The sequence below is a fragment of the Delftia sp. NA_296.1 genome (genome assembly GCF_052692095.1).
In genome coordinates this window covers 93718-115913 of record NZ_JBQZGF010000011.1, presented here as the reverse complement: position 1 = coordinate 115913, position 22196 = coordinate 93718, and the positions used below count along the sequence as shown (strand labels likewise).

Below are 22196 nucleotides of genomic sequence, written 5' to 3'. Positions count from 1 at the left end.
GAACGCCGCATGCTGACCACCTTCAACCCCGCCGAACTGCCGCGCGCCCTGCAGCACATCCTGGACCGTGACGAGGCCACTGCTGCCATTGCCGACGCGCCCACCCTTGCACAGATCCCCCGCCGCAGCTTCCTCAAGATCGCCGGTGCCGGTTCGCTGGCCCTGGGCGTGTTTCCCGCCATGGCGCAGGCGCCGGCCAAGGGCGAGGCCGCCGGCCTCAAGCCCACCGAGCAGCCCGCCTCCTTCGTGGAGATCTCGCCCAGCGGCGAAGTCACCGTGGCCATCAACCGCCTGGAATTCGGCCAGGGCGTGCACACCGCCCTGCCCCTGGTGCTGGCCGAGGAGCTGGACGCCGACTGGAGCAAGGTCCGCGCACGCCTGGGCGGCAACGATGCGGCCTATGCCGATCCGCGCTACGGCATCCAGATGACGGGCGGCTCCACCGCCCTCAAGCACAGCTACACCCAGTACCGCGAGCTGGGCGCCCGTGCGCGCGCCATGCTGGTGGCCGCCGCCGCCGCGCAGTGGAAGGTGGACGCCGCCACGCTGCGCACGCGCGAGGGCTTCGTGCTCGGCCCCAACGGCAAGAAGCTGTCGTATGGCGAGCTGGCCCAGGCCGCCATGGCCCAGCCCGTGCCGGCCACCGTCGTGCTGAAGAATCCCAAGGACTTCCGCCTGATCGGCAAGCCCACGGGCCGCATCGACGCCCGGGCCAAGAGCAGCGGCCAGCAGAGCTTCGGCATCGACATGCACCTGCCGGGCCAGCTGACGGCGGTGATTGCACACCCGCCCGTGTTCAAGGCGCAGTTGGCCTCGCTGGACGACGCTGCGGCGCGTGCCGTGCCCGGCGTCAAGGCCGTGCTGCGCGTGCCCGTGGACGGTGGCGGCGAAGGCGTGGCCGTGATCGCCACCGGCTACTGGCCAGCGCGCAAGGGCCGCGAAGCGCTGAAGACGCAATGGAACACCGACGCCGTGGAGAAGGTGGACAGCGAACGCCAGCTGGCCCAGTACCGCGAGCTGGCCGCGCAGCCCGGCGCACGCCACTTCGACGCCGACATCTCGGCGCTGGACAAGGCGCCGCGCCATATCGAGGCCGAGTTCAGCTTCCCCTACCTGGCCCATGCGCCCATGGAGCCGCTCAACTGCACGGTGCAGATGGGCGAGACCGGCGAGGCGGGAGCCGACCTCTACCTGGGCACGCAGTTCGCGGGCGTGGACGGCATGGCCGCCGCGCGTGTGCTGGGCCTCAAGCCCGAGCAGGTGCGCGTGCACGTGCAGATGGCCGGCGGCGGCTTTGGCCGCCGGGGCGTGGGCACCAGCGACTATGTGGTCGAGGCCTGCCAGGTGGCGCTGGCCGCGCGCCGCGCCGGCTTGAGCGCCCCCGTGCGCATGGTCTGGAGCCGCGAGGACGACATCAAGGGCGGCTACTACCGCCCCATGCACCTGCACCGCGCGAAGATCGGCTTCGACGAACGCGGCAAGGTGCTGGCCTGGGACCACGCCATCGTGGGCCAGTCCATCACGGCGGGCACCATGTTCGAGGGCGGCATGATCAAGAACGGCATCGACGCCACGGCCGTGGAGGGCATGCGCGAGCCCTATCCGCTGCCCATGCGCCTGACCGTGCACCACCCCAAGGTCAACGTGCCCGTGCTGTGGTGGCGCAGCGTGGGATCGACCCACACGGCCTTCGTCATGGAAACGCTGATCGACGAGATCGCGCGCAGCAGCCGCCAGGACCCCGTGGCCTACCGCATGCAGATGTTCGGCGACAAGCACCCGCGCCATCGCCTGGCCCTGCAGCTGGCCGTGGACAAGAGCGGCTACGGCAAGCGCCAGCTGCGCGCGGGCCGTGCCTGGGGCGTGGCCGTGCACGAGTCCTTCGACACAGTGGTGGCCTATGTGGTGGAGGCCTCGGTCAAGGACGGCCGCCCGGTGCTGCACAAGGCCACGGCAGGCGTGCACTGCAACCTGGCCGTGAACCCGCGCACCATCGAGGCGCAGGTGCAGGGCGCGGCGCTGATGGGCCTGTCCATGTGCCTGCCCGGCGCGGCGATCACGCTCAAGGACGGCGTGGTGGAGCAGAGCAACTTCGGCGACTTCGCCGTGCCGCGCATCACCGACATGCCCGAGATCGCCGTCCACGTCGTGCCCAGCGCCGAGCCGCCGACGGGCATGGGCGAGCCCGGCCTGCCGCCGCTGGCACCGGCCTTCGCCAACGCCGTGGCGCAGCTCACGGGCAAGCCCGTGCGCAAGCTGCCGTTCGACCTGGCGTGATCGATCTGGCGTAATAGACCTGGCGTGATCGAGCTGGCCTGAACGGCCGGGCCTGATCCCGGTCAGCCCCCGGAAAGGGCGGCGGCACCTGCGGCCGCCGCCCTTTCCAGTTCCTCCATGGTCAGCAGATAGTCCGGGCAGTCCTGCAGCCGCTGCACGGCCAGGTCGATGAAGGCACGCACGCGCCGGGGCAGCGCGTCGCGGCTGCCGTAGTAGACATGCAGTCCGATGTGCTCGCTGACATGCGCCAGCAGTACAGGCACCAGGCGCCCCGCGCGGATGTGCGCGGCCGCGCAGATGTTGGACAGCTGGCCCAGCACCTGGCCGGCCAGCACGGCATGCAGCTCCAGCTCGGCATCGTTGGTGGACAGGGCCGGCTGCAGGTAGCGGTGCGTGAGCTCGCCATCGACCGGCAGGTACCAGGGCATCACCGTGTCCGTGGCCGCATGGCGGAACATGCTGCAGCGGTGCGCGGCCAGCTCGTCCAGCGACCGGGGCACGCCATGGCGCTGCAGGTATTGCGGCGCCGCGCAGACGATGAGCTGCACGGGAAACAGCCGCCGCCCGATCACGCTTTCATCGGGCGAGGCGCCGATGCGAAACCCCGCATCGACCCGGTCCAGCACCCAGTTGCCTATGCCGTCGTCCAGCCGCACATCGGGGACGATGCCCGGGTGCAGGCGGCAGAACTCATCGAGCAGCGGCATCAGCACGGGCGCAAAGCAGGACTTGGGGCCCACGATGCGCAACGGCCCCGCAATGCCCTCGCGGCTGTCGCGTGCCAGGTTCAGTGCGCGGTCCAGCGCGGCCAGCGCCGGCTGGGTGTCCTGCAGGAAACGCTGGCCCTCCTCGGTCAGGGCCAGGCTGCGCGTGGTCCGGTGCAGCAGGCGCACGCCCAGGTGCTGCTCCAGATGGGCCACCGCCTGGCTGGCGGCCTGGGGGCTCACGCCCTGGGACAGCGCCGCCTGGCGCAGGCTGCCCAGCTCGACCGCCTTGGCAAAGGTGGCGATGGCGCGCAGTTCATTGATGGGCATGGTGCGGAAATCCGGTATTCGTGGGCTGACAGTGCCGCAGTATCCCGCCTTTGCGCATGCCCTGCCCGCGGCTTGCGGGGCAAGCTAGCGCCCCTGGCGCGCCAGCCACACGCCGGCTGCCGTCAAGGCCATGCCCGCCAGCGCCAGGCCGCCCAGCGTCTCGCCGAACATGGCCCAGGCGATCAGGGCCGTGGCCGGCGGCGTCAGGTAGAACAGGCTGGCCACGTGCACGGCGCCGCCGCGGCGTATCAGCAGGTTGAGCAGGCTGACCGCGCCCACGGACAGCACCAGCACCAGCCAGCCCAGCGCGAACAGGAACTCGCCGCTCCAGCGCACCTGCATGGTTTCGGTGGCCAGGGCCAGCGCCCCCGTCGCCACCAGGCAGGGCAGGTACTGGATGACCGAGCCCGTGCGCAGATCAAACGATGGACAGAACCGCTTCTGGTACAGCGTGCCGGCCGTGATGCCGGCCAGCGCCACCACGGCCGGCACCAGCATGGCCAGCAGGGCATGGACCGGCACCGAGGCGATCTTGCCCGCCACCACCAGGGCCACGCCCGTGAAGCCCAGCGCCAGCCCGGACCACTGCCGGGGCCGCACGGATTCGCCCAGCAAGGTGCCGGCCACCAGCGCAGTGATCAAGGGCTGCAGCCCCACCACCAGGGCCGTCACGCCCGAAGGCAGGCCGTGGGCGATGGCCGTGAACACGCCGGCCAGGTACACGCCATGCACGAACAGCCCTGACACGCCAATGTGCAGCCACTGCCGTGCCGACCGTGGCCAGGGCGCGCGCAGCACCAGGGCCACCGCCGCCATCAGCACCAGGACGATGGCATAGCGCAGCGTCAGAAAGGTCAGCGGCTCCACATAGGGCAGGCCGAACTTGGCGCCGATGAAGCCCGTGCTCCACAGCAGCACGAACAGCCAGGGAAGCAAGGCGGCCGCCATGGCGGGCGGCGAGGTTTTTTGGGTCATGGAGCGGATGCGCAAGACGATAGGGGCGGCGCCAGTGTGTCATGCCCCGTGCGCCAGGGGCTGCGCGTGGCAAACCACCGCACCAGGCAGTCGCGCAGCGCCGTCATGGCCGCGCTGCTGAACGCCGCCGAGGGCCGCACGAAGTAGATGCCCGAGGCGCCATCCAGGCGCCATTGCGGCAGCACCCGCACCAGCCGGCCTGCGGCCATGTGCTCGCTCATCAGCCAGTCGCCGCCGGCCAGAATGCCCACGCCCATGACGGCGGCCGTGAGCAGGGCCTCGCTGTCATTGCTGACCATGGGGCCGCGCACCAGCACGGTGTGCCGGGCCTGGCCTTGCGGTACATCGCCCGATGCGCCACCGTGCACCAGCTCCCATTGCGGAAACGACTGCAGTCCCGTGAAGCCCAGGCAGCGGTGCGCCGCCAGGTCCTCGGGGTGCACCGGCGTGCCGTGGGCCTGCAGATAGGCGGGCGCGGCGCCCAGAATGCGCTGGTGCCCGCCCAGCCGCAGCGCCACCAGCCGGCTGTCCGCCAGCCGGCCTATGCGCACCGCCGCGTCGAAGCGCTCGCCCACGATGTCCACGAAGCGGTCCGCATACTCCACCTCCAGCACGATCTGCGGATGGGCCAGCGCAAACTCGGCCAGCAGCGGGCTGAGCCAGCGCCGTCCCATGGCGGCCGGCAGCGACAGCCGCAGCCGGCCCCGGGCCTGCGAGGCGCCCTGGGCGGCCTCCTTCTGGGCATCGGCGATCAGGCCGGCCGCCTGGCGCACCTTGTCCACCAGGCGCAGGCCCTCGTCGGTCAGGTGCAGATGGCGTGTGCTGCGCTCCACCAGCCGCACGCCCAGCCGGGTCTCCAGCGCGTTCAGGCGTTTGGACAGCACGGACGGATGGCGCAGCAACGCCCGCCCCGCCGCAGCGAAGGAGCCTTGTTCATGCAACGCCACCAGGGCCGCCAGTTCATCGGCGTGCTGGCTGTCCAGAAGGTTCATGGGGTCAGGATGATCGCACCTTGGGAGCGTCCCTGCTCCAGATCGCCATGCGCCTGCGCCACCTCCGCCAGCGCATACCGGCGCCAGACGCCGGGCACGATGATGCTGGCCGCCACGGCGGCCAGCACGTCCCGTGCGCGCTCCTGGTACTCGGCCGCCGTGGCCGTGTGCGCGGCCAGCGAAGGGCGCGTGAGGAACAGCGAGCCCTTGGCATTGAGCGTGGCCACCGAGATGGGATCGGGCAGGCCGGAGGTCGCGCCGAAGGACACCAGCAGGCCGCGCGGGCGCAGGCAGTCCAGCGAGGCGCCCAGCGTCGTGCGGCCGATGGGGTCGTAGACCACGTCGGCCTTCAGGCCCCCGGTGGCCTGCAGCACCTGGCCCGGCAGCGTGGCCGCGTCGAACACGAAGACCTCGTCGCAGCCGGCCGCCCGCGCGCGCTCCACGCTGGCTGCCTTGGACACCACGCCGATCACCAGGGCGCCCAGGTGCCTGGCCCAGGCGCACATCAACTGGCCCAGCGCACCGGCGGCGCCATAGATCACGATGCGGCTGCCGGGGCCCACGGAATGGGTGGTCTTGAGCAGGTACTGCGCCGTGATGCCCTTGAACAGCACGGCCGCCGCCGCGTCGTCAGGCAGCGCATCGGGCAGCTTCACCAGGCGCTCGGCCGGATACAGGCGGGCGCTGGCATAGGCGCCCAGCGGCCCCGTGGCGTAGCCCACGCGCTCGCCCACGGCCACATTCGTCACGCCCTCGCCCACGGCGGCCACCCGCCCCGCGCCCTCCAGCCCCAGGCCCGAGGGAAAGGCGATGGCGACCGCGCCCTTGCGCTGGCTCACGTCCAGCGGATTCACGCCGATGGCCGTCTGCTCCAGCCAGACCTGGCCGGGGCCGGGCGCCTGCACCTCGACCGGCTCCAGGCGCATGGCGTCGGGGGTGCCTGCGGCGTCCATGCGGACCTTGATCAATGCATTCATCTCGCTGCTCCGTGAAATGGGTGCAGCGTAGAAGAAGCGATTGACGGCAGCAATAGGCCGGCGTGCAGTTCACTGCTGCATGGGGTGCAGCAATGACCACGAGCCAGCGCGCACGCAGCCCACGCTGCCCGTCAGAAGTCGTGCCGGAGGCCCAGCTCGAAGGCCGTGGAGGCGCGCCCGCCAAAGTAATTGGCCGCGGCCGGATTGCCGCTGACTGCCGCACCCCCGGCAATGGCGAAGGCCGCCCCATTGCGGTTGGACATGCGGGCCGCATGCGCGTACAGCGCCGTGCGCCGCGACAGCGAGTGCACATAGCCCAGCGCCCACAGGTCGGCATCGCTGGCGCTTTGCGCCGCCGTTGCGCCCTTCTGGTCGGCCTTGACATAGCTGAGCTTGACCACCCCGCTACCCACGGGAACGCTCATGCCCACCAGGGTGTTGACCGTGCGGTCCACGCCATGCACCCAGCGGCGCTGGGCCAGGCTGGCCTTGAGCCAGCCGAAGTCGTAGGAGACACCGTAGCTCTGGTCCTTGAAATGGATGCCGCTCAGAGTGTTGCGCGTGGTGAACTGCGCGCCCGCCACGTTCCAGCCCGCGCCCGCCCAGCCCAGCCGAAAGCCGTTGCCGCGCGTCTGGCCTGCCGCCGTGGCGCCCTTCTCGCCCAAGGTGGCGATCAGGCTGCCGGACACGCCCTGCAGCCCGCCCAGGCCGGCCGGCAGGAAATACTCCACCGCATTGCTCACGCGCAGCGTGGGATTGGCAGCCTGCGACTCCGGCGCCGTGCCGAAGGCCTGGCCCAGCGCGCGGGAAGCCGTGAACGAGCGAAAGCCATTGGCGCTGCCGATGCCCAGCGTGGCAAACGGATCGAAGCCGCTCCACACCAGGTGCGTGGGCACCCAGTCACGCCCCAGCCGCAGCTCGCCCCATTGCCGCGAGGCCAGGCTGACCGTGGAGCGCCGGTCCCAGAACGGGCCGCTGGCGCCCATGGCGCCGGTGTCGGCCAGCAGGCTGCCGTCCAGGTAGAAGCCCGCGCTCAGGCCGTCGCCCAGGTCCTCCTGCCCCCGCAATACCAGCTTGCTGGTGGAGTGGGCGCCGCTGGCCTGCGAGGTGACCGTTCCCAGGCCCTGGTTGCGCACCTGCCTGACGCTCACATCGACGGTGCCCGAGATCGATACCGAGGACTGCGCGCCCGCATGCGCGGCGGCCAGCCCCAGCGAGGCGGCCAGGGCATGGCGTATGAATACCTGCATGTTGTCTCCTTGTGGTTTTTTGCTTTGCTTTGCTCTTTGCTCTTTGTTTTTCTCGGGCGTGTGCCGGGGTCTGCCCGGCTACTCGGGCTTGAAGCCCGCGCCCTTGAGCAGCGCGGCGCTCTGCGCCACATCGGCGGCGATGAAGCGCTTGAACTGCTCGGTGCTCTCCGAAACCGTGTCGATGCCCAGGCTCGCAAAGGCGCCGGACCTGGCCAGCTCGGCCACCGCCGCGTTGGAGGCCTGGTTCAGCCGCTGCACCCGGTCGGCAGGCGTGTCCCTGGGCGCCCACAGTCCGTACCAGGAGGTGTAGGCAAACCGGGGCAGGCCGCTTTCCTGCATGGTGGGCACCTCGGGCGCCAGCGGGCTGCGCTTGCCGGAGGTGATGGCAATCGGCCGCACCTTGCCGGCCTTGGCCAGCGGCAGCACGGAGACCATGGAGTCGAGCAGCAGGTCCACATGGCCGCCGCCCACATCCACCAGCGCGGGTTGCGTGCCCTTGTAGGGCACGTACTCGAGGCGCATGCGGCCCTGCTGGGCCAGCAGCAGCGTGGCCAGGTGGCTGGGTGCGCCCACGGCGGGAATGGCCGCCGTCCACGTGCTCTTGGCGCCTGCGGCCAGCACCTCGCCCAGCTTGCTGTGGGGCAGCTGCGGCGATATCACCAGCATCAGCGGCGCCTCGCCCACGCGCGCCACGGGGACAAAGTCGGTCTGCGGGTCATAGGGCGGATGGGCCAATACCTGCTTGGCCAGCACATGCGTGGCGGCCGAGAACAGCAGGGTGTAGCCATCGGGGGCAGCCGCCAGCACCGCGCGGCCGCCCACCACGCCACTGCCGCCCACGCGGTTCTCGACGATGACCGTCGTGCCCAGCTGCTTGCGCAACTGCTCGGCAAACAGGCGCGCGGCGCTGTCCACGCCGCCGCCCGCCACGAAGGGGACGATGACCTTGACCATCTTGCCCGGCTCGGGAAAGGCGGCGGACGCACTGGACGAGGCCATGCTGGCGATGGGCAAGGCAGCCAGCGCACCCAGTAAGGCGCCCAGCACCGGCCCCTTCAGCCGTGTCAGAGTTTTCATGCTTTGTCTCCTGTTTCTTTTGAAAATGGGCCGGCCGTTGCGTGGCTCAGCCCGGGTCCTGATTCGGCGCGCGCCGCCTGTGCCTGCGCACCAGCACGCTCAGCGTGTCGTCCAGGGCCTGGGCATCCAGTCCCCGCGTGATGAAGACGATGCGCGTGCGCCGGTCGGCACCCGGCCAGCGGGGCAGCGTCTGCGGCGGGGCGAACAGGTGCTGCACGCCATGGATGACCAGGGGCTGGTCCGGGTGCTCCTGCAGGTGCACGATGCCTTTGACGCGCAGCAGGTCATCGCCGCGCATGGCCGTGACCCAGTCCATCCATTCGCCGAACGCCTGCGCGGGCAGGGGCTCGTCGCGCTGCAGCACAAAGGACGAGATGCCGTCGCGGTGCGCGCCTGCCGGCGCTGTCACCGGAGCTGTCACCGGAGCCATGGCCCGGTAGCCGGGCGCCTGGAGCAGGCCCGCAGCGGCGTCCTGCTGCCCCGTCGCGCCTTCCGACATCAGCCGCTGCAGCAGCGCCACATGGTGGGCGGGGTCCATGCCTTGCGGCGCCTCGCCGTTGATGGCCTGCACCTGGGCCAGCAGTTGCGCAGCGGGCTGTGCGCCGCCCAGCAAGTCTGTCTTGGTCAGCAGCACCAGGTCGGCCACAGCCAGCTGCCGCACGGCTTCGGGATAGCCTGCCAGCGTGGCGCTGCCCAGCACGGCATCGACCGTGCAGGCCACGCCGGCCAGCGCATAGCGCGCGCGCACGGCGGGCTCGCCCAGGAAGGAGCGCAGTATCGGCCCCGGGTCCGCCAGGCCGCTGGTTTCGATCAGCACGCGGCGCGGCGCGCCCTGTTCGCGCAGGGCCAGGCGCTCCAGCGCCTCCACCAGATCGCCGCGCACGCTGCAGCACAGGCAGCCATTGGCCAGCAGCACCGTGTCCTCGCAGGCCAGGCTGGTCAGGTCCTGGTCGATGCCGACCGCACCGAACTCGTTGACGATGACGGCCGTCCCGTGCAGGTCCGGCAGCGCCAGCAGCCGGTTGAGCAGCGTGGTCTTGCCGCTGCCCAGAAAGCCCGTGAGCACGGTGACCGGAATGCGCTGGCCCGTCGCTTCGGGCAGGGCCAGCAGGCTGGAGAAATGCCCGCTCATGACGCCACCCCGCCCTGTACCCCGCCCTGTGCCCCACCATGCACCTCGGCGAACGAGCGCAGCGTGCGCTCCAGCCGCGCCAGCGCCCACTGCGCCACGGCCTGCGGCACCTCGTCCGAGCCCAGCGCATCGAGCAGGCCGCGCAGCGGCTGCGCGCCCTGCACGGCTGCGGGCCGGGCACGGAACCAGGCCGCCACCTCGGGCTGCTCGCAGCGCTCGCCCCCGTCCTGCAGGTAGTCCACGATGTCCAGCTCGAAGTCCTCCAGCCGCAGGCTGATGCCGCCCGCCCCGCAGGCGCAGGCACCGCCCAGCGCGACATGGCGCAGCGCCAGGGCGCACCACAGGTCCCAGAGCCGGCCGGCCTGCAGGGCGTGGTCGGACGCCATGGCCGTGCTCACTGCCCGTCCCAGGCCACGGCTGAGGTTGCCGTTGCGGCCGACGGAGACCGGCCGCTGCGCAGCGCCTGCGTGCCCTCGTGGTCCACCTGTCCCTGGCCATCCAGCGCCACGCGGTAGACCTCGCGGGCCACCTGGGCGCTCACATAGCCTTCGCGCACGTCCTCGGCCACCTTGTCCAGTTCGCGCGCCAGCGGGTCGCCAAAGCCCCCGCCGCCGCCCGACAGCATGCGGTAGGCATCGCCGCGCTCCAGGCGCACGTTGAAGATCTTGGCGTTGGCATGGTCGGTCTTCCACTCGCCCTTGTGGCGCACGGCCAGGCCGTTGCCCATGGCGTCACCGCCGCCCTCCAGGCCCCAGGGCTTGCAGTGCACGCGGTCGATGCGCGTGGTGACGGTGAAGGGCGACAGCGCCTGCACCACCATCTCCGCGCCCAGGCCGCCCCGGTACTGGCCCGCGCCGGCCGAGTCCTGGCGGATCTCGTACTTCTCCACCAGCACCGGGTACTTGGCCTCGAGCTGCTCGGTGGGGCTGTTGTGGGTGTCGCCGTCATTGATGCAGACGGTGACGGACACGCCGTCCTCACGGCTCTTGGCGCCCCAGCCGCCGCCCAGCGGGCCGATGCCGACGATGAACAGCCGCCCGTCCTCGGGCGAGATGCCATGGATGTTGGGAAACACCAGGTCCGCATGGTGGCCCGCGATGGAGCGGTCGGGAATCGCGGGCGCCAGGGCCTTGAAGATGGTGTCGATCACCGTCATGGGGAAGGTCATCCACACGCGCATGGGATACGGCCTCTCGGCGCTGATCACCGTGCCCATGGGCATGATCACCTTGAGCGGCCGGAAGCTCCCGTCGTTGACCGGGTAGTCGGTCGGCGTGGTGAGGCATTTGTAGGCCACCTGCGCGCAGGCGATGCCCGTGGTGAAGCCGGAGTTGTAGAAGCCGCGCACCTGCTTGGAGACATCCGACAGGTCCACCGTCATCTCGTCGCCCTGCACCGTGACCTTGACGCGGATGGGAATGCGCTTGCCGATGTCCAGCCCGTCGTCGTCCATGAAGGACTCGGCCTCGTACACGCCATCGGGAATCGACAGCGTGTTCTTGCGCGCCACGGCCTCGCTGGAATCCATGATCTGCGCGATGGCGCCGTTGACCGCATCCACGCCATAGCGCTGCAGCAGTTCCACATAGCGGCGCTCGCCCGTGGTGATGGCCGTGATCTGCGCGCGCAGATCGCCCAGGGCCCGCTCGGCCAGGCGCACGTTCATCGCGATGATGTCGATCAGGTCCTGGTTGACCTCGCCCTGGCGCTGGTACTTCATGATGGGGATCTGTATCCCCTCGCTGAAGATGTCCGTGGTGACGTTGCCCAGCGTGCCGCCCACGTCCAGCCAGTGGGCCATGCAGCAGGTGAAGCCTTCGAGACGGCCCTCATGGAACACCGGCATGGTGAACGTGAAGTGGTTCAGGTGGCTGCCGGTGGTGTAGGCATCGTTGGTGACCAGGATGTCGCCGGGCAGGATGTTCTCGTAGCCGAAGTGGCGGATCTTGGCCTTGACCGTCTCCGACATGCCGCGGATGAACATGGGCAGGCCCAGGCCGATGGACACCGTATCGCCCTCGCGCGTGAACAGGCCGACCGTGAAGTCCAGCGCCTCGTAGATGATGAGGTTGTAGGCCGTGCGCGTCAGGTTGGTCTTCATCTCCTCCGTGACGGCGTACAGGCCGTTGCGGATGATCTCGACGGTGACCGGATCGACGGGCCTGGAGTCAGTGGGGTGGTTCATGTGCGGTCGCTCCCGATGTCGATTTGCAGATTGCCCAGTTCGTCCACGCGCAGCCGGTCGCCGGGCTGCACGACGGTGGTGGATGCGTGTTCCTCGATCAGCGCGGGCCCCGCGATCTCGTTGCCCGCCAGCAGGCGCTCGCGCAGATGCACCGGCGTGTCCACCCAGCCGCTGGAGCGGAAATAGACGGGCTTGACCGTGCGCACGGAGGCACGGCTGGGCTCGGCGCTGCCGCGCTCCACGCTGTGCCTGGGCGGTTTCTTCATCGTGCCCAGCACGGTGACGCGCAGGCTCACGAGGTCGGCCGGCTCCTGCGGGGCCGAGGTGCCGTAGCGCACCTTGTGCAGCTCGTCGAACTGTCGCTTGATGGCCGAGCGGTCCCTGCCCTCGAAGAAGGCCATGGGCAGGTCCACGGTCACCGCATGCTCCTGGCCCACGTAGCGCATGTCGGCGGCGCGCTCGATCACGATGCCGTCCGGCGCGATGCCGGACTGCGCCAGCGCGGCGCGGCCCTCGTCCTCCATGCTCTGGTAGGCGGCCTCGATCTCCTCGAAGGACACCTCGCCCAGCTTGCGGAACACCGAGCGCACGTAGTCGTAGCGCAGGTCGGAGAACAGCATTCCGTAGGCCGAGAAATAGCCGGGCGCATAGGGAATCAGCACCTTGCGGATGCCGATCTCGCGCGCAATGGCCGAGGCGTGCAGCGGACCCGCGCCGCCGTAGACGACCATGGTGAAGCTGCCCGCGTCCAGGCCGCGCTCGGTGGTCACGGCCTTGACGGCATGCGACATCTGCGTCACGGCGATGCGCAGGATGCCGTCGGCCGCCTCGGTGGGCTCCAGGCCCAGCGGGGTCGCCACGCGCTCGGCCATCTGGCGCTGGCAGGCGTCCATGTCCAGCTGCAGCTCGCCGCCCAGGAAATGCTCCGCGTCCAGCCGGCCCAGCACCAGGTTGGCGTCGGTCACCGTGGGCTCCAGCCCGCCACGGCCATAGGCCACGGGGCCGGGGATGGAGCCGGCGCTCTGCGGGCCCACGCGCAGCGCGTTGCCCGTCTCCACGCGGGCGATGGAGCCGCCGCCCGTGCCCACTTCGTGGATGTCCATCATCGGGATCTGTATCGGCAGGGCCTGCTCGTAGCCGCCGATCAGCGCCGAGCCCGTGGTCAGCGGCCGGCCTTCGCTGATCACGCCGGCCTTGGCCGTGGTGCCGCCCATGTCGAAGGCGATGGCGTCGCCCATACCCAATTGCGCACAGATGGCCTGGGCGCCGATCACGCCGGCCGCCGGACCCGATTCGAGCATGCGCACGCAGCCCACCTTGGCATGCTCGACCGGGAACAGGCCGCCCGTGGACTGCACGATGTAGAAGTCGCCCTCGAAGCCCTTGCCGCCCAGGTGGTTCTCCAGCTGGCCCAGGTACTGCGACACGCGCGGCCCCACATAGGCATTGGCCACGGCGGTGGACACGCGCTCGAACTCGCGGTACTCCTGCGACAGCTCGTGCGAGGCGCAGACAAAGGCGCCCGGCATCTCTTCCTGCAGGATCTGCTTGACGCGCTGCTCGTGCGCCGGATTGCGGTAGGAGTGCAGCAGCAGCACGGCCACGGCCTCCACGCCCTGCCCTGCCAGCTCGCGGGCCAGCTCGCGCACGGCCGCCTCGTCCAGCGGCTTGTGCAGGCTGCCGTCGGCGCGCAGGCGCTCGGACACCTCATGGCGCAGCGAGCGCCGCACCAGCGGCTGGTGCTTGTTGAAGAACAGGTTGTAGGCATCGGGCCGGTTCACGCGGCCGATCTCGTAGATGTCGCGGAAGCCCTCGGTGATCAGCAGCGCGGTGTGGGCGCCATTGCGCTCCAGCAGCGTGTTGATGGCAATGGTGGAGCCGTGCAGGAACAGATGGCCGTCGCGCCAGTCGATGCCCGCGCTGTCTATCGTGGCCTGGATGCCGTTGACCAGCTCGCCATGCGTGGACAGGGCCTTGCCGAACAGCAGCCGGCCGCTGGCCTCGTCGAACGCCGCCATGTCGGTGAAGGTGCCGCCGATATCGACGGCAATGCGCAGCCGGGGCCGCTGCGAAATCGCTTGTTGGTTATCCATGAAATTCTCCGGAGTCAGACGGCAGCGCTATCAGTGCCTACGCGATTGCGCAGCACGCCCAGGCCCGTGATCTCGACCTCGACCACATCGCCGTGCTTCATGTACAGAGGCGGCTCGCGGCGGTCGCCCACGCCGCCCGGCGTGCCCGTGGCGATCACGTCGCCGGGCGACAGCGGCGTGAAGCGCGACACATAGGCCACGATGGTGGGGATGTCGAAGATCAGGTCGCCCAGGCTGGCCTGCTGCACCACGCTGCCGTTCAGGCGCGTCTGCAGCGCCAGGCCGCGCACGTCGGCCACCTCGTCGCGCGTGACCAGCCAGGGACCGAAGGGCGCCGTGCCGGGAAAGTTCTTGCCGGGCGTGAACTGGTGCGTATGGCGCTGCCAGTCGCGCACGCTCACATCGTTGAAGCAGGCATAGCCGGCGATGTGGTCGAAGGCATCTTCCTTTGCAATGTGGCGCCCGCCCCGGCCGATGACGAAGGCCAGCTCGCCCTCCCAGTCGAAACGCTCCGAAAAGGCCGGGCGCAGCAGCTCGTCGCCATCGGCGGCCAGGCTGTCGTTGAAGCGCAGGAACAGCGACGGGTGCTCGCTGTCGGCGCGCCGCGTCTCGGCCACATGGGTCTTGTAGTTCAGGCCCACGCAGATGAGCTTGCCGGGGTTGGGGATGACGGGCAGCGCCTGGGTCTGCGCCGCATCGACGGACACGGCGCCGGCCTGCAGGGCCTGCTCCAGCTCGCCCAGCGCCTGTGCGCGCAGCACGGACAGCAGGTCGGGATGGCGGGCGAGAAAGTCGGCGGGCGGCAGCAGGAAGCGCTCGGCCAGAACCTGCCCGTAGCGGGGCTGTCCGGCATGGATGAAGCTGGCGAGTTTCAACGGATTTTCCTTAGGTTCAGTGTCTGGAAAACCTGCCAAGGCAAGGCCGCTGGCAAGGCATGACTGCACTGTAGAAATCCCGTTGATATCTGAATAGATAGAATTTCAGGCTTTCAGAATTGCCTCATCAGGCATACCTCAACCGGGTAACCACCATGCACCTGCCCAGCGTCAAGCTCTTCCTCGAGGTCTCCGAAGCCGGCAGCATCAGCAAGGTCGCGGCACGGCGGCACACCGTGCAGTCGCACATCAGCCGGCAGATCAGCGAATTCGAAGCGTCTCTGGGCGGCCCCTTGCTGCGGCGCACGGGCCGGGGCGTCACGCTGACACCGCTGGGCGCGCGGGCCGCGCTGCGGCTGCGCAGCTGGCTGCAGGAAACCGAGCAATTGCAGGAAACGCTGCGTGCGGACGCAGGCCAGCTATGGGGCGAGGTGCGGCTGGGCATCGTGCCCTCGGCCGCGCACCCGCTGATGACGCATGTGTTCGACTGGCTGCAGCGCGAGCACCCGGGCATACGCCTGAACATCACCGAGGCCCAGGGCACGGAGCTCGACGCGCTGCTGGACAGCGGCGCCGTGGACCTGGCCATCCTCTTTCGCTTCGCGCGCCCGGCCGGCGGCGATGAGCGGCTGCTGAGCACCGCGCACAGCTATCTGGTGTCGCGCCCTGGCGACCCCTTGACCCTGGCGCCCACCACGGAGTTCGCCGCGCTCGACGGCCTGCAACTGGTGCTGCCGCGACGCCCCAGCCATTGGCGCGACGCGCTCGATGAGGCCGCGCACAGCCACGGCTTTCGGCTCGCGGCGGCGGCCGAGGCCGACTCGCTGACCGTGCAAAAGGAACTCGTGGCCCACGCGCCCGGCCTCTACTCGGTGATCGGCCCGTATTCCATCGATGCCGAACTGCGCCAGGGCCGGCTGCAAGCCAGCCGCCTGGTCAACCCCGGCCTGGTGCGCCATGTGACGCTTGCCCTGCCCCGGCACGGCAAGCTCACCCAGGCCTGCCGCGTGGTGGGCGATGCCATCGAGGCATTGACGCAGGCCTGGGGACAGCAGCTGTCGCCGGGGCCGCTGAGCACCTCGGGACTGCTCGGCGGTTGAAGGGATCAGATATCGGCCCCATCGGCTCCAGTCGTCGGCCATGCACGCCGTGGCCAGGCCATCGGAACAGAACGGCCGCAACCATGTCAGCGGGCCTGGCCATCACGCACGGCTGCAATGGCCTCGATCTCGATCATGGCCGCCGGGTCGTAGAGCGCCTGGATCTGGGCAATCGTGTCGGCCGGATAGGGGGCGCCGAAGAACTCGCGGCGCAGGGCGACCACCTCGTCGAAGTGGCCCATGTCGGTGACGAAGATGGTGACCTTGATCACGCCCTTCAGGCTGGAGCCGCCCGCCTCCAGCGCGCGGCGCAGATTGGCAAACGCCTGCCGGCCCTGGGCCAGGAAGCCGCCCGGCACGATTCGGCCATCGTCTCCGGCGCCGGCCTGGCCGGAGATGAACAGCAGCTCGCCAAAGCGAATGCCTTGCGACAGCAAAAACGGCTCGTAGGGGTCGGGTTGCGTGGTGACACGGTGCAGCATGGTTTCATTTCCTTCATCCATCCCCGGCAGGATCGCGCTTGGGGCATGGGTGGACGATAGGGAAGCCGGGTGATTGCGACAAAGGTTCATTTGTCAGGCATAAGATGAGTTTTCCTCACCCCATTGCTCACCCGACCCTTGCGTCCTCCAGCCCTCATGCAACGCAACCAGCTGCCGCTTTCCGCACTGCGCGCCTTCGAGGCCGCCGCCCGCCTGGGCAGCTTCAAGCAGGCCGCCGACGACCTGGCAGTGACCCCCACGGCCATCAGCCACCAGATCCGCGCGCTGGAGGAACAGCTGGGCATGGCGCTGTTCGATCGCCAGGTACGCAAGGTGGTGCTGACCGAGGCCGGCGCCCAGCTCTATCCGGTGCTGCGCGACGGTTTCGACGCCTTTGCCGCCACGCTGGAGCGCCTGCTGCAAAAGCGCCTGCGCGCCCAGGTCAGCATCTCGGCCACCAATGCGTTCACCGTGAAATGGCTGGTGCCGCGCATGGCCAGCTTCCGCGCGATGCACCCGGAGGTGGACCTGCAACTGCAGGCCTCGGACGATGTGGTGGACCTGCGCTCCCATGCCGTCGATATCGCCGTGCGCTACGGGCGCGGCCCCTATCCGGGCCTGGTGGCCGAGCCCCTGTTCAGCGACCGCTTTGCGCCCGTGGCCAATCCCCGGCTGGGCGTGCTGGGTCCGGCCGACCTGGCCCGCCTGCCGCTGATCCGCTTTGACTGGAAGACGGCGCACGCCAGCAATCCCACCTGGGAGCGCTGGTTTGACGAGGCAGGCCTGGCCTGGAATTCACCGGCAGGGCAACTGCGCTTTTCCGACGAGGGTCATGCCATCCAGGCGGCCATTGCCGGTCATGGCATTGCCCTGGTGAGCCTGGCCCTGGTGGCCGAGGACATTGCGGCCGGCCACCTGCTGCAGCCCTTCGGCCCCTCGATCACCGGCCATACCTACCATCTGGCCGTGGGCGAGCAACGGAAGCCGGGCCCCCATGTGCGCGCCGTCATGGACTGGCTCAGAAGCCAGTCCATGGCCGTGTCATAGCCGTACCGCAGCCGCCCTCAGTAGCCCCGCGCCGCGTCCACCGCCTGCGGCAGTTCGCCGCTGGCGCGCCAGCGCCGGATGTTGCCCGCCACGATGGCCGATGCCGTCGCGCGGTCCGTGGGTGCCGAGATGTGGGGCAGCACGGTCACGGCGGGGTGCGCCCACTGCCAGGACGATTCGGGCAGGGGTTCCTGCTCGAACACGTCCAGCACGGCATGGGCCAGGCGGCCGCTGTCCAGGGCGGCGCGCAGCGCGGCATCGTCCACGATGGGGCCGCGCGCAAAGTTGATCAGCGAGGCATGGGCGGGCAGCGCGGCCAGCGCCTGCGCGCCGACGATGCCGCGCGTCTGCGGCGTGAGCGGCAGCAGGCATACGAGGATGTCGGTCTGCGCCAGCATGGCGGGCAGCTCGGCATCACCCGCATGGCATTGCACGCCTTCCATCTGCCTGGGCGTGCGGCTCCAGCCGCGTACCTGGAAGCCGGCCGACAGCAGCCGCTGCGCGGCGGCCTTGCCCAGTGCGCCCAGGCCCAGCAGCGATACCGTCCTGTCCTGCGCGCGCACGCCGTCATGCGCCAGCCATTGGCGAGCGGCCTGCTGGCGGGCATAGCGCGGCATGTCGCGGTGCAGGTACAGGGTCCAGGCGAGCACGGCCTCGGCCATGGTGTCGGCCAGTTGCGGGTCCACCAGGCGGACGATGCGCAGGTCGGTATCGCCCAGGTCGACCACCAGGCGCTCCACGCCGGCCCAGACGCTGTGCACCCATTGCAGGCGCGGCAGCGTGCGCAGGTCGGCAGGCTGGGGGTTGGCGACGATGGCGACCTCGCAGGCCGCGCGCTGGTCCGCATCCAGCGTATCGAGCGCCACCACGCGCTCCTCGGGCAGGGCCGCCTGCAGGGCCTGCAGCCAGGCCTGGGCTGCCGGGTAGCCGGGTGCGCAGAGGAAAGGGAGCGGGGGGAGCGGGGGGAGCGGGGGCAGCGAACCGCTCATTTGGCGAAGACCTTGTCCAGGTCGGCGAAGCCCTTGACCTCGATGGGATTGCCGCTGGGGTCGCGGAAGAACATGGTGGCCTGCTCGCCGGGCTCGCCCTCGAAGCGGATGCCGGGCTGCAGCACGAAATCCACCACGCCGCCCGACAGCCGCGCGGCCAGGGCCTTCCAGTCGTCCATGGCCATCACCAGGCCCAGGTGGGGCATGGGCACCATGTGGTCGCCCACGCGGCCGGTGTTCGTGACCGGGAAGGGCTCGCCCAGGTGCAGCGAGATCTGGTGGCCGAAGAAGTCGAAGTCCACCCAGGTCTCGGTGCTGCGGCCTTCCTGGCAGCCGAGCAGCGTGCCGTAGAAGGCGCGCGCTTCGTCCAGATCGCGGACATGGTAGGCAAGGTGGAAGCTGGTGCGCATGGCTGATCCTTTGGATGTGCTTGTGGTGCAGGCAGGCTCGCAGGCCGTGGCCTGCCGTGGGTGGCGCGAGCCTAGCAGAGGCTTTTCAAAAGTGATAGCGTTGATTTCTTTGCAATCCCCAAGTAAATCTTTTGGAGACCCGCTATCTCAAGAGCCTGATCGCCGTGGTGGACAGCGGCTCCATCGCCGATGCGGCGCGCGCCGAGCACCTGACCGCCGCCGCCGTGGGCCAGCGCGTACAGGCGCTGGAGCGCGAGCTGGGCTTTGCCCTGCTTTCGCGCAGCGGCCATGCGGCCCGCCCCACCCAGGCCTGCCTGGCCCTGCTGCCGCGCGCGCGGCGCCTGGTGCGCGAGGCCGCGCTGCTGGGCAGCGATGCCAGCGCCGATGGCCTGGCCGGCACGCTGCGCATCGGCGCCATCTCGACCGCGCTCACGGGCATGCTGCCGGCTGCGCTGCGCAAGCTCACGCAGGCGGCGCCGCAGTGCCGGCCCGTCATCGTGCCGGGCACCTCGCGCGCCCTGTTCCAGATGCTGCAGGCCGGCGAGCTCGATGCCGCCGTCATCGTGGCGCCCCCTTTTGAACTGCCCAAGGCGCTGCGCAGCGTGCAGCTGCGCCGCGAGCCGCTGGTGCTGCTGGCCCCGCCCCAGGCACGCGGCCGGCCTGCCACGCTGCTGCGCAGCCTGCCCTACATACGCTACGACCCCGATGCCTGGGGTGGCCGCCATGCGGCCGACTGGCTGGCCGACCAGGGGCTGGAGCCTGCGGTGCTGTGCGACCTGGACGCGCTGGAGGCCATCGCCATGCTGGCCGCCGACGGCATGGGCGTGGGCCTGGTGCCGCGCTGGACGGGCCTGGAGCGCTTCATGGGCGACTGCCGCATGCTACCCATTGCGGGCGCCGCCTATGAGCGCGCCATCTGGCTGGTGACCAGCGCCGAGCCCGACCTGCCGCGCATGGCCGAGCTGCTGGAGGGCGCACTCGCGTAGGTTGCGGCCTTCGTTCTCAATCCGCCTGCACGTAGCCCGTGACGCGGATCATTTCGCGGTACTTGGCGATCTCGCGCGCATAGGCGGCCGCCGCATCGTCCAGGCCCATGGGCCTGGCGACATCACGGCCGTCGGCCTCCAGCTTGGCGATGACCTGCGGGTCCAGCAGGGCCTGGCCGATGGCCTGGTTCAGGCGCTGCTTGACGTCCTGCGGCGTGCCGCGCTTGACGAAGTAGCCCGCCAGGCTGGCGTACTCGAAATCGCGCAGCGCCGGCACTTCGGTGATGCTGGGCACGGCCGACAGCACGGCAGGCCGGTTGCGCGACAGCACGGCCAGCGCCCGGAAGCGGCCGGTGCGGATCATCTCCAGCATGGACGCCTGGAACGGCATGATGCTGAAGTCGATCTGGCCGCCGGCCAGGTCCTGGATCACGGGCGCCGTGCCCGCATAGGGCGCGTGGGTGAACGGCACCTTCACCACCTTGCCCATGTACTCGGTGATCAGGTGGTAGAGCGAGCCCACGCCCACCGAGCCATAGGTGAGCGAATTGCTTTCGTTGCGCGAGCGCGCCAGCGCCAGGAACTCTTCCATGTTCCGGGCCGGCAGGCCCGAGCGCACCAGCAGCACCAGGTGGGTGACGGTGATGTACTGCAGGTTCTCGAACGCATCGGGCTGGTAGCGCACGGCATTGTTGGTGAGCGGCGGCAGGATGAGTTCGTTTTGCGTGCCCTGGAAGAACATGCTGCCGTCGGCCCTGGCGCCCAGCACTTTGGATGCGGCAATCGTCCCCGTGGCGCCGCCCAGGTTCTCCACGATCACCTTGGCCGCCAGTCCCTCGCCTATGGGTTTGCTCAGGATGCGGGCGCTGACGTCGCTGGGCCCGCCTGCCGGGTAGGGCACCATCAGGCTGACCGGGCCGGGCGCCGAGGCCGCGGCAGGCTGCAGCAGCAGGGGCGCCAGCGGCAGGCCGGCGGCGATTTTCAGGAGCGAGCGGCGTGTGGGCAAGGCAAGTGGATTCATGGAAGTGCACCAGGCAGTGGCTTGAGGGGGAAGGCGGGAATCAGGCGCGCCCTACCACCGGGCGTGGGGCAGGCGCGCAATGGTGTGGAGCACCGCCAGGCCGCGCGGGACGATGGTGTCCACCTCGCAGTACTCGTCGGTGGTGTGGAACTTGCCGCCCACGGGGCCGGTGCCGCACAGCGTGATGGCGCCCAGGCTGGAGGTCACGCCCGAGTCCGCGCAGCCGCCGCTGAACTCGCCCTCGGCCTTGTGGCCCAGCGCGCCCAGCTCGGTCTGGTACAGCTCGAACAATTGCTGCGACTGCGGCGTGGGAACGAAGGGGCGGAACTCGCCGGTGATGTTCAGCGTGGAGCGCGTGCCCTGGATGAAGGACTTGTCGCAGATGCAGCGGATGCGGCCCACCAGGGACTCGCGCTGGTCCAGGTCGAAAATGCGCAGGTCGATGGCCGCCTTGGCCGACGGCGCCGACGTATTCACCGACAGGCCGCCCGACACCAGGCCCACGTTGACGGTGACGCCCTTGTCCAGGTCGGTGAGCGCGTCCAGCGCCACCACCTTGTGCGCCAGCTCCGAGATGGCGCTGATGCCCTCGGCGAAGTTGGCGCCCGAGTGCGCCGCCTTGCCCTCGATCTCCACGCCGAAGAACACGCCGCCCTTGCGGCCCGTGACCACGTTGCCCGAAGGCCGGCCCGGCTCCGCATTGAAGACAAAGCCCGCCTTGCGCGCAAAGGGCTCGATGACGGACTTGCTCAGGGGCGAGCCGATTTCCTCGTCGCAGGTGAACAGGCCCGTGACCTCGGGCGCAGGCTCCGCGCTGTGGGCCAGCGCAGCCAGCAGGAAGGCGTTCATGACGATGCCCGACTTCATGTCGGCCACGCCCGGGCCGTAGGCCCTGCCGCCTTCGATGCGAAACGGCCTGCGCGCGGCCTCGCCTTCAGGGAAGACCGTGTCGCAGTGCCCCATCAGCAGCACGGGCCTGCCCACGGTGCTGCCCGCGTTCACGGTGACCGAGATCGCCGCCTCCACGCCATCGACGAAATGCGGGCTGACCTGCAGCCCCTGGCTCAGGAAGAAGGCCTCCAGGCGCCGGAACACGCGCGCCACGCCGGGCTTGTCGAAACTGCCCGAGTCGATGTTGACGATGTCGGCCAGCAGCGAAAGCATGTTCTCCCGCTGGCCCTTGATCCACTCCGACGCGCCGACCGCCCGGTCCGCACTGACAATGGCTTGCTGTGGCATCCGCTGCCTCCGTATTTTTCAATACTTGGTATTGTTATTTAATACTTCAGATTCA

20 protein-coding genes are annotated in these 22196 nt (G+C 69.8%); 4 read left to right on the top strand and 16 right to left on the bottom strand.

The features are described 5' to 3' along the window. Positions 1-9 precede the first annotated feature (9 nt). Complete coding sequence (locus ACUTR7_RS24170) at positions 10-2277, top strand: molybdopterin cofactor-binding domain-containing protein (protein WP_445609997.1); 2268 nt, start codon at positions 10-12, stop codon at positions 2275-2277. A gap of 62 nt (positions 2278-2339) precedes the next feature. Here the strand turns inward: ACUTR7_RS24170 and ACUTR7_RS24165 are convergent, their stop codons facing one another. The 11 genes from ACUTR7_RS24165 to ACUTR7_RS24115 form a co-directional block, all read right to left on the bottom strand. Next, positions 2340-3311 carry a LysR family transcriptional regulator gene (locus tag ACUTR7_RS24165; RefSeq protein ID WP_016450917.1) on the bottom strand — a complete coding sequence of 324 codons (972 nt, stop codon included), beginning with the start codon at positions 3309-3311 and terminating at the stop codon, positions 2340-2342. Between the two features lie 84 nt (positions 3312-3395). Continuing rightward, positions 3396-4286: a DMT family transporter gene (locus tag ACUTR7_RS24160; RefSeq protein ID WP_445609996.1), complete on the bottom strand. Its 891-nt coding sequence runs from the start codon at positions 4284-4286 to the stop codon at positions 3396-3398. Then, positions 4283-5278, bottom strand: a complete 996-nt coding sequence (locus ACUTR7_RS24155) for a LysR family transcriptional regulator (protein ID WP_043822138.1) — start codon at positions 5276-5278, stop codon at positions 4283-4285. Before ACUTR7_RS24155 ends, ACUTR7_RS24160 begins: the two co-directional genes overlap by 4 nt. After that, positions 5275-6255: a quinone oxidoreductase family protein gene (locus ACUTR7_RS24150; RefSeq protein WP_445609995.1), complete on the bottom strand. Its 981-nt coding sequence runs from the start codon at positions 6253-6255 to the stop codon at positions 5275-5277. Before ACUTR7_RS24150 ends, ACUTR7_RS24155 begins: the two co-directional genes overlap by 4 nt. 131 nt (positions 6256-6386) lie before the next feature. After that, the gene (locus ACUTR7_RS24145) at positions 6387-7505 is read right to left on the bottom strand and encodes a porin (RefSeq protein WP_445609994.1); all 1119 of its coding nucleotides are present in this window, start codon (positions 7503-7505) and stop codon (positions 6387-6389) included. 78 nt (positions 7506-7583) lie between these two features. Next, on the bottom strand, positions 7584-8582 hold the full coding sequence (locus tag ACUTR7_RS24140) for a tripartite tricarboxylate transporter substrate binding protein (RefSeq protein ID WP_445609993.1): 999 nt from the start codon (positions 8580-8582) through the stop codon (positions 7584-7586). Positions 8583-8628: 46 nt separating this feature from the next. After that, entirely contained in the window at positions 8629-9714 is a 1086-nt protein-coding gene (locus ACUTR7_RS24135) for a CobW family GTP-binding protein (RefSeq protein WP_445609992.1), read from the bottom strand. Beyond that, positions 9711-10100 carry a hypothetical protein gene (locus ACUTR7_RS24130; protein ID WP_445609991.1) on the bottom strand — a complete coding sequence of 130 codons (390 nt, stop codon included), beginning with the start codon at positions 10098-10100 and terminating at the stop codon, positions 9711-9713. Before ACUTR7_RS24130 ends, ACUTR7_RS24135 begins: the two co-directional genes overlap by 4 nt. A gap of 8 nt (positions 10101-10108) precedes the next feature. Continuing rightward, complete coding sequence (locus ACUTR7_RS24125; RefSeq protein ID WP_043822131.1) at positions 10109-11899, bottom strand: hydantoinase B/oxoprolinase family protein; 1791 nt, start codon at positions 11897-11899, stop codon at positions 10109-10111. Further along, positions 11896-13992: a hydantoinase/oxoprolinase family protein gene (locus ACUTR7_RS24120; protein WP_016450909.1), complete on the bottom strand. Its 2097-nt coding sequence runs from the start codon at positions 13990-13992 to the stop codon at positions 11896-11898. Before ACUTR7_RS24120 ends, ACUTR7_RS24125 begins: the two co-directional genes overlap by 4 nt. A gap of 14 nt (positions 13993-14006) precedes the next feature. After that, positions 14007-14867, bottom strand: coding sequence for a fumarylacetoacetate hydrolase family protein (locus ACUTR7_RS24115; protein ID WP_445609990.1), 861 nt, complete (start codon positions 14865-14867; stop codon positions 14007-14009). Positions 14868-15022: 155 nt separating this feature from the next. Between ACUTR7_RS24115 and ACUTR7_RS24110 the strand changes: the two genes are divergently transcribed. Beyond that, a complete protein-coding gene (locus ACUTR7_RS24110; protein ID WP_013800697.1) occupies positions 15023-15967 on the top strand; it encodes a LysR family transcriptional regulator in 945 nt (314 codons plus the stop codon). A gap of 86 nt (positions 15968-16053) precedes the next feature. On the opposite strand, the gene ACUTR7_RS24105 is transcribed toward ACUTR7_RS24110, so the two are convergent. Beyond that, a complete protein-coding gene (locus ACUTR7_RS24105) occupies positions 16054-16449 on the bottom strand; it encodes a RidA family protein (RefSeq protein WP_445609989.1) in 396 nt (131 codons plus the stop codon). A gap of 156 nt (positions 16450-16605) precedes the next feature. On the opposite strand from ACUTR7_RS24105, the gene ACUTR7_RS24100 reads away from it, so the two are divergent. Then, the gene (locus ACUTR7_RS24100) at positions 16606-17496 is read left to right on the top strand and encodes a LysR substrate-binding domain-containing protein (RefSeq protein ID WP_445609988.1); all 891 of its coding nucleotides are present in this window, start codon (positions 16606-16608) and stop codon (positions 17494-17496) included. Between the two features lie 17 nt (positions 17497-17513). Here the strand turns inward: ACUTR7_RS24100 and ACUTR7_RS24095 are convergent, their stop codons facing one another. Both ACUTR7_RS24095 and ACUTR7_RS24090 read right to left on the bottom strand, forming a co-directional pair. Further along, positions 17514-18485: a 2-hydroxyacid dehydrogenase gene (locus ACUTR7_RS24095; RefSeq protein ID WP_445609987.1), complete on the bottom strand. Its 972-nt coding sequence runs from the start codon at positions 18483-18485 to the stop codon at positions 17514-17516. Then, entirely contained in the window at positions 18482-18895 is a 414-nt protein-coding gene (locus ACUTR7_RS24090; protein WP_012207434.1) for a VOC family protein, read from the bottom strand. Before ACUTR7_RS24090 ends, ACUTR7_RS24095 begins: the two co-directional genes overlap by 4 nt. 131 nt (positions 18896-19026) lie before the next feature. On the opposite strand from ACUTR7_RS24090, the gene ACUTR7_RS24085 reads away from it, so the two are divergent. Then, entirely contained in the window at positions 19027-19881 is an 855-nt protein-coding gene (locus tag ACUTR7_RS24085) for a LysR substrate-binding domain-containing protein (protein ID WP_445609986.1), read from the top strand. A 16-nt stretch (positions 19882-19897) separates the two neighbouring features. Here the strand turns inward: ACUTR7_RS24085 and ACUTR7_RS24080 are convergent, their stop codons facing one another. Together ACUTR7_RS24080 and ACUTR7_RS24075 are read right to left on the bottom strand one after the other, a co-directional pair. Further along, positions 19898-20902 (bottom strand): tripartite tricarboxylate transporter substrate binding protein, encoded by a 1005-nt coding sequence (locus tag ACUTR7_RS24080; RefSeq protein ID WP_445609985.1) that lies wholly within the window; start codon positions 20900-20902, stop codon positions 19898-19900. A gap of 51 nt (positions 20903-20953) precedes the next feature. Beyond that, on the bottom strand, positions 20954-22141 hold the full coding sequence (locus ACUTR7_RS24075; RefSeq protein ID WP_099753104.1) for a M20 family metallopeptidase: 1188 nt from the start codon (positions 22139-22141) through the stop codon (positions 20954-20956). Positions 22142-22196: the final 55 nt, after the last annotated feature.